The 12,197-nt window shown below is 67.1% G+C and carries 11 protein-coding genes; 3 read left to right on the top strand and 8 right to left on the bottom strand.

Annotated features, from left to right (window positions below):
* Nucleotides 1-38: 38 nt before the first annotated feature.
* Nucleotides 39-890 (bottom strand): formyltetrahydrofolate deformylase, encoded by an 852-nt coding sequence (gene purU, locus AC5P5W_RS13930; protein WP_495221225.1) that lies wholly within the window; start codon nucleotides 888-890, stop codon nucleotides 39-41.
* A 114-nt stretch (nucleotides 891-1,004) separates the two neighbouring features.
* Here purU and AC5P5W_RS13925 point away from each other — a divergent pair, with 114 nt between their 5' ends.
* Entirely contained in the window at nucleotides 1,005-1,916 is a 912-nt protein-coding gene (locus AC5P5W_RS13925) for a LysR family transcriptional regulator (RefSeq protein WP_049441881.1), read from the top strand.
* A gap of 3 nt (nucleotides 1,917-1,919) precedes the next feature.
* Here AC5P5W_RS13925 and AC5P5W_RS13920 read toward each other — a convergent pair whose 3' ends face one another.
* The 3 genes from AC5P5W_RS13920 to AC5P5W_RS13910 all read right to left on the bottom strand — a co-directional run bounded on the left by AC5P5W_RS13920 (nucleotide 1,920) and on the right by AC5P5W_RS13910 (nucleotide 4,426).
* A complete protein-coding gene (locus tag AC5P5W_RS13920) occupies nucleotides 1,920-3,020 on the bottom strand; it encodes an NADH:flavin oxidoreductase/NADH oxidase (protein ID WP_014645582.1) in 1,101 nt (366 codons plus the stop codon).
* Nucleotides 3,021-3,161: 141 nt separating this feature from the next.
* Nucleotides 3,162-3,968, bottom strand: a complete 807-nt coding sequence (locus AC5P5W_RS13915) for an NAD-dependent protein deacetylase (RefSeq protein ID WP_197574392.1) — start codon at nucleotides 3,966-3,968, stop codon at nucleotides 3,162-3,164.
* Between the two features lie 56 nt (nucleotides 3,969-4,024).
* The gene (locus AC5P5W_RS13910; RefSeq protein WP_004153688.1) at nucleotides 4,025-4,426 is read right to left on the bottom strand and encodes an acyl-CoA thioesterase; all 402 of its coding nucleotides are present in this window, start codon (nucleotides 4,424-4,426) and stop codon (nucleotides 4,025-4,027) included.
* A 152-nt stretch (nucleotides 4,427-4,578) separates the two neighbouring features.
* On the opposite strand from AC5P5W_RS13910, the gene AC5P5W_RS13905 reads away from it, so the two are divergent.
* The gene (locus AC5P5W_RS13905; RefSeq protein WP_032956621.1) at nucleotides 4,579-5,214 is read left to right on the top strand and encodes a LysE family translocator; all 636 of its coding nucleotides are present in this window, start codon (nucleotides 4,579-4,581) and stop codon (nucleotides 5,212-5,214) included.
* 123 nt (nucleotides 5,215-5,337) lie between these two features.
* Here AC5P5W_RS13905 and AC5P5W_RS13900 read toward each other — a convergent pair whose 3' ends face one another.
* Both AC5P5W_RS13900 and AC5P5W_RS13895 read right to left on the bottom strand, forming a co-directional pair.
* Nucleotides 5,338-6,357 (bottom strand): ribonucleotide-diphosphate reductase subunit beta, encoded by a 1,020-nt coding sequence (locus AC5P5W_RS13900; RefSeq protein ID WP_005420683.1) that lies wholly within the window; start codon nucleotides 6,355-6,357, stop codon nucleotides 5,338-5,340.
* 144 nt (nucleotides 6,358-6,501) lie between these two features.
* A complete protein-coding gene (locus AC5P5W_RS13895; protein ID WP_014645579.1) occupies nucleotides 6,502-8,904 on the bottom strand; it encodes a ribonucleoside-diphosphate reductase subunit alpha in 2,403 nt (800 codons plus the stop codon).
* 554 nt (nucleotides 8,905-9,458) lie between these two features.
* On the opposite strand from AC5P5W_RS13895, the gene AC5P5W_RS13890 reads away from it, so the two are divergent.
* Nucleotides 9,459-10,295 (top strand): DUF2884 family protein, encoded by an 837-nt coding sequence (locus AC5P5W_RS13890; RefSeq protein WP_032956617.1) that lies wholly within the window; start codon nucleotides 9,459-9,461, stop codon nucleotides 10,293-10,295.
* A gap of 100 nt (nucleotides 10,296-10,395) precedes the next feature.
* Here the strand turns inward: AC5P5W_RS13890 and zapE are convergent, their stop codons facing one another.
* Entirely contained in the window at nucleotides 10,396-11,496 is a 1,101-nt protein-coding gene (zapE, locus tag AC5P5W_RS13885; protein ID WP_049441797.1) for a cell division protein ZapE, read from the bottom strand.
* The gene (locus tag AC5P5W_RS13880; protein WP_014645576.1) at nucleotides 11,493-12,164 is read right to left on the bottom strand and encodes an alpha/beta hydrolase; all 672 of its coding nucleotides are present in this window, start codon (nucleotides 12,162-12,164) and stop codon (nucleotides 11,493-11,495) included. The genes zapE and AC5P5W_RS13880 overlap by 4 nt, the downstream gene beginning before the upstream one ends.
* Between the last annotated feature and the right edge of the window lie 33 nt (nucleotides 12,165-12,197).

Here is a 12,197-nt window from a genome sequence, read left to right as displayed (position 1 = left end):
GCCGGGCCATGCCCGGCTGACCCGGAAGGGGCAGCGCGTTACCGGAACACCACCGTGCGATGCCCGTTGAGCAGGATGCGGTGCTCCACATGGCGGCGCACGGCGCGTGCCAGCACCAGCGATTCGGTATCGCTGCCCAGCCGCACCAGCTCGCGCGGCGCCATGGCGTGATCCACGCGGGCCACGTCCTGTTCGATGATCGGTCCTTCGTCCAGATCCTCGGTGACGTAGTGCGCGGTGGCGCCGATGATCTTGACCCCGCGCGCGTGTGCCTGGTGGTACGGCTGCGCGCCCTTGAAGCTGGGCAGGAAGCTGTGGTGGATGTTGATCGCACGGCTGGCCAGCGCGCGGCACAGCGTGGGTGACAGGATCTGCATGTAGCGCGCCAGCACCACCAGGTCGATGCGCTCGCGCTCGACCAGGTCGATGATCTGCTGCTCCTGCACCGCACGCGTATCGGCGGTTACCGGCAGGTGGTGGAACGGTACCTGGTAGGACGCGGCCAATGGCGCGAAGTCGGCGTGGTTGGAGGCCACCGCGGCAATGTCGACCTTCAGCTGGCCGCTGTGGGCGCGGAACAGCAGGTCGTTGAGGCAGTGCCCCTGCTTGCTGACCAGCACCAGCAGGCGTGCCCGGCGGCGGCCATCATGCAGCTGCCAGTCCATGCCGAAGCCTTCGGCAAGCGTGGCCATCGCGGCGTGCACGGTCTCCAGCGGCAGGCCGGCGTCACGGTCGAAATGCACGCGCAGGAAGAAGCGGCCGCTTTCCTCATCGCCGAACTGCTGGGCGTCGAGGATGTTGCAGCCGTGGTCGAACAGCAGGCCGGACACGCGGTAGACGATGCCGGTACGGTCGGGGCAGGACAGGGTGAGGATGGAATCGGGGCGCATCGCCACAGTGTAGGGCAGCTTCCTGCCCAGCAGCCGGATGATCACCGATGCAACCGAACCGCTTGGTTCAGTCCCAAGCGATACTTGGCCATCACCGTGGCAAGCTGGTCGGTCATGAACCTGTTGCAACTGATCCGCAGCTTCACCCGCACCGCAGAGACCGGCAGCATTGCCGCCGCGGCCCGCATCCTTGGCATCAGCGCCACCGCAGTCGGCCAGAACATCAACCGGCTGGAAGCGCATCTGGGCGTACGGCTGCTGAACCGGAGTACGCGCCAGCTGGCGCTCAGCGAGGCCGGCGCGCTGTACCTGGCGCAGGTCCGCCACATCGAGGCCGACCTGGCGCGCGCGCAGGCGATGGTCACCTCCGGTGATATCGAACCGGCCGGGCCGCTGCGCATCGCCAGCAGCAGCGCGTTCGGCCGCCACGTGCTGGCCCCGTTGCTGCCGTCACTGCAGCAACGCTACCCGCAGCTGCAGCTGGAACTGCGGCTGACCGACCGCGCCGTGCAGCATGGTCCAGAGGCGGTGGATGCCAGCATCCGCATCGGCGCGCAGCTGGAAGACGGCGTGGTCGCACGGCAGCTGGCACGCGTACCGTTCGTGTTCTGCGCCTCGCCGGCCTACCTGAAGGCCCATGGCACCCCGCAGGAACCATCGGATCTGGGCAGCCATCGCGGGCTGCTGCACCGCTTCCCCACCGATGGCCGGCCGTTGCGCTGGGGCCTGCTGAAGGACGGCCAGCGTGTGGACGCCGTGCTACCGCCGAGCATGGTCTGCGATGACATCGATGCGCTGGCGTCGCTGGCGGCGGCCGGTGCCGGCATCACGCGGTTGGCTGCGTTCGTGGCCGAGCCCTACCTGCGCGATGGACGCCTGCAGGCCGTGTTCGGCGCCGACAGCACGTGGCGTCCGGAGCCGATGGAGGTCTATTTCTGCGTCAGCGATCGCCGCGACTTCACCGCCAAGATCCGCGCGCTGTTCGAGCACCTGCGGGCCGGCATGGCGCCGGCCTGGCGGGTGTGAGCCTCAGCGCGCCTTGAACACGCCGCGCGCATCGCGCGGCTCGCAGCGCAGGTACTGCGGCGCCGGTTCCACGCTGTCGCGCAATGCGGCGGCGGCATGCCACGGCCAGCGCGGGTCGTAGAGGATGCCGCGCGCCAGGGCCACGGCATCGGCGTGGCGATGGCGCAGGATCGATTCGGCCTGCTCCGGTTCGGTGATCATGCCCACGGCGATCACCGGCATGCGCACCTTGGCCTTGATCGCCGCCGCGAACGGCACCTGGTAACCGGGGCCGACGGTGATCTTCTGGCGCTCGTCCAGGCCGCCACTGGAGACATGCAGGAAATTGCAGCCGCGCGCGTCCAGCACCTGGGCCAGTGCTTCGCTCTGCACCAGGTCCCAGCCACCCTCGACCCAGTCGCTGGCGGAAATGCGCACGCCCACGGCGACCTTGTCGGACACCGCCGCGCGTACCGCGTCGAACACTTCCACCAGCAGGCGCAGGCGGTTCGGCAGCGACCCGCCGTAGCCATCGGTGCGGCGGTTGCTCAGCGGCGACAGGAACTGGTGCAGCAGGTAACCGTGCGCGGCATGCAGCTCGATCAGCTCGAAGCCCAGGCGCTCGGCGCGCACCGCACTGGCAGCGAAGGCGGCGATGACCTCGGCGATGCCGGCTTCGTCCAGTTCCTGCGGTGCCGGATCGGCGGCATGGAACGGCAGCGGCGACGGCGCCACGGTGGCCCAGCCACGCGCATCGCCGGCCGGCAACTGGCCACCCCCGTCCCACGGGCGGGCGGTGGATGCCTTGCGGCCGGCATGGCCCAGCTGGATGCCCAGCGGCATCGGCGACCAGCGGCGGACGCTGGCCAGCACCTGTGCCAGCGCGGCCTCGGTGCCGTCATCCCACAGGCCCAGGTCGGCCCAGCTGATGCGGCCGCGCGGCTCGACCGCAGTGGCTTCCAGGATCAACAGGCCGGCGCCGGACTGCGCCAGGTTGCCCAGGTGCATGGCGTGCCAGTCGCTGGCGCGGCCGTCTTCGGCGGAGTACTGGCACATCGGCGCGATGACGATGCGGTTGGACAGGGTCAGGGGGCCGAACGAGATCGGCGAAAACAGCTGGCTCAAGGGGGTGATGAACGACGTAGGGGGTGTGTATTGCACCGCTGCGCGGCTTCTGGATCAACCGTCTGGATGGATCGCTGTTTCGCAGCCGATCATGCCGCCGAGCGCCGAACAGCCCCTTGTAGAGCCGAGCCGACGCTCGGCTCAGCCCGCCACCCAACCGGACAAGGCTTCAGCGCAGTCCCGCTCATCCTTGAACAACAGCAGGTCGTCGGCACGGGTGCGGCCGCGGTTCAGCGCCGCCACCGGCAATCCTGCCTTCGCCGCCGCCTGCACGAAGCGGAAGCCGGAATAGACCATCAGTGACGAGCCCACCACCAGCACCGCATCGGCCTGCTGCAGATGATCGTGCACCGCCGCCACCCGCTCGCGCGGCACGTTCTCGCCGAAGAACACCACGTCCGGCTTCAGCACGCCGCCGCAGTGCGGGCAATCGGGCACCACGAATGTGGAGAAATCGGTCTCCAGGTCGGCATCACCGTCGGGGGCGATGCCGGCCTCCAGCGCGTCCCAGCCGGGATTGGCGTCCAGCAGCCGCTGCTGGAAATCCTCGCGGCCACTGCGGCGCTCGCAGCCCATGCAGCGCACCAGATCCAGGCGGCCATGCAGGTCGATCACGTTGCGGCTGCCGGCGCGCTGGTGCAGGCCGTCCACGTTCTGGGTCAACAGCACCTGCAGCTTGCCGCGGCTTTCCAGGGCGGCCAGGGCCTGGTGGGTGCCGTTGGGCCGGGCCAGGCCGAAGCGCGGCCAGCCCAGCAGGCTGCGCGCCCAGTAACGCTGGCGGGTGGTCGCCTCGCCCATGAAGGCCTGGTAGGTCAACGGCGGCGTGCGTTTCCACTGGCCGTCGGCGTCCCGGTAATCGGGTATGCCCGAGGCGGTGCTGCAACCCGCGCCGGTCAGCACGAACAGGCGCTCGGCGCGGTCGATGAAGTCGGTCAGTGGCGGGGTCATGGCTGCCAGATGGGGGCGCCGCAGCGCCCCCGCAAGCACCGGTTCAGCCGCTGGTCTCAGGCGGCCGGCAGCGGCGGCACCGCGATCGGGTGGCCTTCCTCGTCCAGCGCGATCATCACGAAGTGGCCGCGGGTGCACAGCTTGCGCTCGCCGCTGTGCAGGTCCTCGGCGACCAGTTCCACCTCGACCTTCATCGAGCTGCGGCCGACTTCGACGATGCGGCCGATGGTTTCCACCATCTGGCCGATGCGGATCGGCAGCTTGAAGTCGACCTGGTCGCTGCGCGCGGTCACCACGGTGCGGCGCGAATAGCGGGCGGCGGCCAGGAACGCGGCCTTGTCCATCCATGCCAATGCCTGGCCACCGAACAGGGTGCCCAGGTGGTTGGTGTGGTTGGGGAAGACGATTTCAGCCATGCGCACTTCGGTGGGCGGCACGGTCTCGGGGATCGGGGTCATGGGGGTGCTTCGGTGTGGGGTGCTGCGGATTCTAAGCGACCGGCGTGATGGCCATCGGCATGCACGTGCAACGGTCACCCGGCAGCGGTGCCTGCGCAGGCCGCGCCTGCGGCAGGCGTTACACTGCGCCACGCCCACTGCCAGGACTGCCCATGCCCGCCACTTCCGACCTGCTGGCCTTCGCGCTGGTTTCGCTGGCCATGGTGCTCACGCCCGGGCCGAACATGATCTACGTCATCTCGCGCTCGATCTGCCAGGGGCCGATGGCTGGCCTGATCTCGCTGGGTGGGGTGGCGCTGGGCTTTGTGTTCTACATGCTGTGTGCGGCACTGGGCATCACCGCCCTGCTGATGACCGTGCCGTTCGCCTACGACGCGCTGCGCATCGGCGGCGCGCTGTACCTGCTGTACCTGGCCTGGCAGGCGCTCAGGCCCGGCGGCCGTTCGCCGTTCGCGGTGCGTGACCTGCCGCAGGACAGCCCGCGCAAGCTGTTCACGATGGGCTTCCTGACCAATCTGCTGAACCCGAAGGTCGCGGTGATGTACCTGTCGCTGCTGCCGCAGTTCCTGCACCCGGACGGCGAAGGCAGCGTGCTGATGCAGTCGATCGTGCTGGGCTCCACCCAGATCCTGGTCAGCGTCAGCGTGAACGGCATGATCGCGCTGACCGCCGGCAGCATCGCCGGCTTCCTGGCCGCGCGCCCCACCTGGCAGATGGTGCAGCGCTGGCTGATGGGCACGGTGCTGGCCGGGCTGGCGGTGCGCATGGCGGTGGAAGGGCGGCGCTGATTGTAGAGTCGAGCCATGCTCGACTTTCTTGCGAGCAGCAGTCGAGCGTGGCTCGACGCTACGGAAACAAAAAACCCCGGCATTGGCCGGGGTTCTTCGTTGCGACAGGCCTGGCCGGTTCGATCAGAAGTTCATGTCGAAGGCGACTTCGCCCTGAACGCCGACCTGGTAGGCCGAGACGCGGCGTTCGAAGAAGTTGGTCAGCTCCTGCACGTCCTGCAGTTCCATGAACGGCAGCGGGTTGCGCACGTTGTACTTCTTTTCCATGCCCAGCTTGGCGAAGTGCTGGTCGGCGCAGTGCTGCAGGTACTGGCGCATGTCGCGGGTCGAGATGCCGGCCACGCCGCCGGACAGCACGTCCTCGGCGAACTGCACTTCGCATTCGATGGCTTCGGCCAGCATGTCGTAGACCTGCTGCTTCATCTCGTCGTCGAACAGGTCCGGCTCTTCCTCACGCACCACGCGCACCGACTCGAACGCAAACTCCATGTGCGCGCTCTCGTCGCGGAACACCCAGTTGGTGCCCGAGGCCAGGCCCGGCAGCAGGCCGCGCGAACGGAAGTAGTACACGTAGGCGAACGCAGCGAAGAAGAACAGGCCTTCGATGCAGGCGGCAAAGCAGATCTGGTTGAGCAGGAACTGGCGGCGCTGTTCGCGGGTCTCGATGCGGGTCAGGTCCTGGATCGAGTCGATCCACTTGAAGCAGAAATCGGCCTTCTTCTTGATCGAGTCGATGTTCTCCACCGCCGAGAACGCCTTGGCGCGCTCTTCCGGATCCGGCAGGTAGTTGTCCAGCAGGGTCAGGTAGAACTGCACGTGCAGTGCTTCCTCATACAGCTGGCGCGACAGGTACATGCGCGCTTCGGGCGCATTCAAGTGCTGGTACAGGTTCAGCACCAGGTTGTTGGACACGATCGAATCGCCGGTGGCGAAGAACGCGACCAGGCGGTGGATCAGGTGGCGCTCACCCGGCGACATCTTGCTGTGCAGGTCGGTGATGTCGATCTGGAAGTTGATCTCTTCCACCGTCCAGGTGTTCTTGATCGCATTCCGGTACATGTCATAGAACTGCGGGTAGCGCATCGGGCGCAGGGTCAGTTCAAAACCGGGATCGAGCAGCATCTGCTTGGGCTTGTCGGCCATGGGTGTTTCCTTGAATTCCTGGGTGAGCCGCCGGGCGTGGCCCGGCGCTACCGTGGGTGTTTTTCCGCAGCCGAGCATGGCTCGGCTCTACAGGTGCGAGGTGTTCGAGTGCCGACCAACGGTCGGCACCCACCGCGCGGTGTCTTACTGGCAGGCCTCGCAGGCTTCCGGATTTTCCAGCGAGCAGGCGATGGCTTCGTCCGGGCTGAACACCTTGGCCGGGGCCGCAGCGCTGACCGTGGTCTTGGCGATCTTGGTGGCCGGGCGCGAACGCAGGTAGTAGGTGGTCTTGATGCCCTGCTTCCAGGCGTACATGTACATGGAGGACATCGCGCCGATGTTCGGGCTTTCCATGAACAGGTTGAGCGAGGCCGACTGGTCGATGAAGGCGCCACGCTCGGCGGCCATGTCGATCAGCGAACGCATCGGTAGTTCCCACGCGGTGCGGTAGACCTCGCGCAGCGTTTCCGGAATCTGTGCCACGCCGGCGATGGAGCCTTCGGCCAGCTTGATGGCATCGCGCATGTCGGCGGTCCACAGGCCCAGCTTCTTCAGCTCGTTGACCAGGTAACGGTTGACCTGCAGGAAGTCACCGGACAGGGTCTCGCGCTTGAACAGGTTGGACACCTGCGGCTCGACGCACTCGTAGCAGCCGGCGATCGAGGCGATGGTCGCGGTCGGGGCGATCGCGATCATCAGCGAGTTGCGCAGGCCGTGTTCCTTGATGCGGGCGCGCAGGGCATCCCAGCGCGCGGTGTCTTCCGGCACCACGTTCCAGGCGTCGAACTGCAGTTCGCCACCGGCGGCACGGGTGTCGTTGAACGACGGGTGCTTGCCACGTTCCTGGGCCAGCTCGCAGGAGGTTTCCAGCGCGTGGAAGTAGATCGCTTCGGCAATCTTCTTCGACAGGGCGCGGGCTTCGGCGCTGTCGAACGGCAGGCGCTTGCGGAAGAACACGTCCTGCAGGCCCATGCAGCCCAGGCCGACCGGACGCCAGCGCAGGTTGGCGCGGCGGGCGGTTTCGATCGGGTAGAAGTTCAGGTCGATGACGCGGTCGAGCTGGCGCACGGCCAGGCGAACGGTCTCGGCCAGCTTCTCGAAGTCGAACTCGTTGTGCTCGTCGAAGTGGTTGCCCAGGTTGATCGAACCCAGGTTGCACACGGCGGTTTCATCGTTGGAAGTGACTTCCAGGATTTCGGTGCACAGGTTGGACAGGTGGATCACGTTGCCCGGGCGCAGGGTCTGGTTGCTGGCGCGGTTGCACTTGTCCTTGAAGGTCATCCAGCCGTTGCCGGTCTCGGCCAGCGTACGCATCATGCGGGCATACAGCTTGCGCGCGGAGATGGTGCGGTTGGCCTTGCCCTGGGCTTCGGCCTGCAGGTAGGCCTGCTCGAAGGCTTCGCCGAACAGGTCGGTGAACTCCGGCACGACGCGCGGATCGAACAGCGACCATTCCTGGTCGGCTTCGACGCGCTTCATGAACAGGTCCGGCACCCAGTTGGCCAGGTTCAGGTTGTGCGCACGACGGGCTTCGTCACCGGTGTTGTCGCGCAGCTCGAGGAAGTCCTCGATGTCGGCGTGCCAGGTTTCCAGGTACACGCAGGCCGCGCCCTTGCGCTTGCCGCCCTGGTTCACTGCGGCCACCGACGAATCCATGGTCTTCAGCCACGGCACGATGCCGTTGGAATGGCCGTTGGTCGACTTGATCAGCGAACCACGCGAACGCACGCGGGTGTAGCTGACGCCGATGCCGCCGGAGAACTTCGACAGCTGGGCGATGTCGCCGTACTTGGAATAGATCGATTCCAGCGAGTCCTGCGGCGAGTCCAGCAGGAAGCACGAGGACAGCTGCTCGTGGGTGGTGCCGGAATTGAACAGGGTCGGGCTGGACGGCAGGTAGTCCAGGTTGCCCATGCGCTTGTACAGCGCCAGGGTCTCGGACACGTCCTCGCTCAGCGCGCTGGCGATGCGCAGGAAGAACTGCTGCGGGGTCTCGATCACCTTGCGGGTGTGCGGGTGGCGCAGCAGGTAACGGTCGTACAGGGTACGCAGGCCGAAGTAATCGAAGTTCAGGTCCAGCGAGATGTCGATGGCATCGTTGAGCTTGCGTGCGTTGGTCTGCACGAAGTTCAGCAGGCGGTCGTTGATCAGGCCGACTTCATGGCCACGGCTGACCGACTGCGAGAAGGCGTAGATTTCCTGGCCCGAGACTTCCTTGGCGATGTAGTTGGCCAGCAGGCGCGCGGCGAGACGGCCGTACTCGGGCTCTTCACCGATCAGCAGGGCGGCGGTGCGGATGGACAGTTCGTCCAGCTCGCGGGTGGTGGCACCGTTGTACAGGCCGGAAATGGTGCGGGTGGCCACGCGCATCGGGTCGACGGCGTGCAGGCCTTCGGAGGAACGCTGCACCGCACGCACGATCTTGTTCAGGTCCACCAGTTCGGTGGTCCCATTGCGCTTGGTCACACTCATCGCGTTGGCCGTCGGCGGCGACGTCAACAGGAATTCGCTTTCCTTCTCGATGGTGGCGCTGGATTCGGTGCTCACGGCGTGTGTCCTCTTGGCGTGATTTGGGGGTGCTCGATGCATCGGGTGACGCGGCCCGGGACATGACAGCCCAGGATGGCAGGACGGCGTCGCAGGGGATGAGACCCTGCGCCTGCCACTGCCGTTGACGATCGCGGATGGGTACCCCGGGGCAACCCCTGGAATGGGGGTTGCTGCGACCGACGGCCACAAGATAGTGGGGGTAATGGGGTCCGTCAACGCCAAATGTAGTGAAATTCGGCAATCCCTTGCGCCGCAAGGATCGTGCCATCGGCGCCCTGATCAGACGCTTCAGACCTGCCGGAACGGGCTGCGCAGTCAAGTCCGAAAGGCGTCATTGCGGTGGCACAACGCACCGCGAAAACGGAACAATGACAGCTTCACATGACAGTGATGAAACTGGCTAGGGACAACCCTGTGGATAGGTGGTGGGCAGCCGGTGGGAAAGCCGGTATGGCCGGGCGAATCGCCATCGCGCAGTGACTTTCGGCGGGTGACGGCGCCTGCCGAACGCGGGATGCTGGGGTCCTGCAATGACCGGAAAGGACTCCACCATGCGCCTGTCAGCACCCGCCTTGGCCCTGTTGGCTGCTGTGGTCACCGTACCTGCAATTGCCGCTGACACCCCGAAGCTGCGCGCGGACCAGTGCGGTATCCACACCGACTATGACGTGCTGGTGGACAGCGGTGGCATCTGGCTGCGGCATGGCCCGCAGGCACCGCACGAGGTGGTGTTCCACGATGGCGTGCTGAGCCTGGACGACACGGTCGTGCCGGTCAGCGAGGCCGACGCGGCCCGCCTTCGGCAGATGGAGGCCGGGGCACGGCAGCTGATGCCGGCCGCCACGGCGCTGGCCCATGAAGTGAGCGGACTGAGCTTCGACGTGCTCGACGGGGTCTATGAAAGCCTCACCGGTACCGCCAACAGCCGCAAGGTCCGGCGCCTGCGCCGGCAGGCCGATGACTGGATCGGCGGCACGCTGGGCAAGGGCTACTGGGAACAGGCTGTGTTCGGGCCAGGCTTCGAGGCCAAGGTGCAGGACATGGCCGAGTCGCTGTCCGCCTCCATCGCCCGCAGCATGCTGTGGCAGATCTTCACCGGACGCAGCGATGCGATGGAGGCACGCGCCGACCGTCTGGACGCGCAGATGGAACAGCAGCTGGAAGGCCGCGCCGAACGCATCGAGGCCCAAGCACAGTCGCTGTGCCCGCTGGTGCAGTCGCTGGCCGACACCCATGACGCGCTGGAAGTGCGCTACCAAGGCCAACCGCTGCGGCTGCTGGAGCGCAGCGAGAGCGTTCGGGTGGAGCACGGCGATGGCTCGGGCCTGCAGGTGTCGGCCGGGCCGGATGAGCGGCCGCGTGGGAATGCGGTGGCGCCTTCCCGATAGCTGCGCGGCGCTGCTGTAGAGCCGAGCCCATGCTCGGCTCCCTTTCGGCACATCATCCAGAAGCAGCCGAGCGTGGGCTCGGCTCTACAGTAAACCGCCCTCACGCCCGGTGCGGGGTACCCAGGTACTCGGCGCTCTGCATCTCGATCAGGCGCGAGGCGGTGCGTTCGAACGCGCCCTGCAGGCGCTGGCCGGTGTACAGCTCGATCGGCGAGGTGCTGGCGGTGCAGACCAGGTTGACGTGGCGGTCGTACAGCTCGTCGATCAGGTTGACGAAGCGGCGCGCGGCATCCTCATTCAAGCGGTCGAAGGCGGGAATGCCGCCCAGCAGCACCGTGTTGAACTCGTGCGCGATCTCGATGTAATCCGAGGGCCCGCGCGGGCCTTCGCACAGCGCGGCGAAATCGAACCAGGCAATGCTCTTGCCGCGGCCACGCACCGGGATCTTGCGGCCCTCGATCTCGATGTTGCCGGGCTTGGCCGGCTGGCCGCCGCTCAGCTCGTTCCAGCGCGTGGCCAGCCAGTCGTCGCTGTCGGCCGCCAGCGGTGCGCGGTACACCGGCGAGCGGGTCAGCGCGCGCATCCGGTAATCCTCGGTACCTTCGGCGTACAGCTCGACGCAGAAGCGCTGCAGCAGGCCGATGGCCGGCAGGAAGCTCTCGCGCTGCAGGCCGTTGAGGTACAGGTTCTCCACTGCGGTGTTGGAGGTGGTGACCAGGGTCACGCCCTCGGCGAACAGGCGCTCGAGCAGCCGCGCCAGCAGCATCGCATCGCCGATGTCGGTGACGAAGAACTCGTCCAGCACCAGCACGCGCAGGTTGCTGCGCCATTCCTGGGCGATCTTCGCCAGCGGGTCGCTCTGGCCCTGGTGCTCGCGCAGGCGCTCATGGACGCTGCGCATGAAGCGGTGGAAATGGGTGCGGTACTTCTGCTTGATCGGCAGCCCGTCGTAGAACAGGTCGACCAGGAAGGTCTTGCCACGGCCGACGCCGCCCCAGAAGTACAGGCCCTTGATCGGCTCGGGCTTCTTCCAGAACGAAGACAGGCGGTCCAGCCAGCCATCCTCGGCACTGTCCAGCAGGCCCAGGTGGATGCGGTCCAGCTCGGCCAGCGCCGCATGCTGGGCCGGATCGTTCTGCCAGTCGCCACGGGCAACCCCTTCCGCATACCGCTGCGACGGGGTCAGCTCGGGTGCACTCATGCCGCCGCGCCCAGCCAGTGCTTGACGCCGTGGGTCAGCGCGCCGCGCAGGTCGATCAGCTTGCGGTGGAAGAAGTGGCTGGTCTCGGGCATGCGTACCAGCTCATGCGGGGCGTCCAGCGTGTCCAGCCACTGGTAGACGGCCTGCGGGTCGACGATCTCGTCCTGCTCGCCCTGGATCACCAGCCAGCGCGCCGGCGGCGCGATGCCGTCGAAATCCCAGCGACCGGCCGGCGGCGCGATCGAGATCAGCGCTTCCGGCTGCAGCGTGGCGGCGGCCTTCAGCGACACGAACGCACCGAAGCTGAAACCGGCCAGCCACAGGCGGTCATCCGGGCGCTGGCTGCGCACCCAGGCCGCGACGGCCTTCAGGTCATCCTGCTCGCCCACGCCGCCATCGAAGGTGCCAGCCGAACCACCCACGCTGCGGAAGTTGAAGCGCACCGTGGCGATGCCCAGCTCGCGCAGGGTGGAGGCGGTCATGGTGACCACCTTGTTGTGCAGGGTGCCACCTTCGGTGGACAGCGGATGGCAGACGATGGCCACGATCGGCTGCACCGGCACATCGGCCTTGGGCAGGTCGACGACCACTTCCAGCGGGCCGGCCGGGCCGTCCAGTTCGAGGCAGGCGGTTTCGCCGGGGGCGACGGGGAACAAGGGCTTGTGCATGGCACCATGATACCGTCCCCCGCCCCTGCCCTG

The sequence above is a fragment of the Stenotrophomonas sp. YJH_SMC_123 genome (assembly GCF_059368215.1).
Note: the sequence above shows the minus strand (reverse complement) of the source record. Positions and strands in the feature narration are given on the sequence as shown.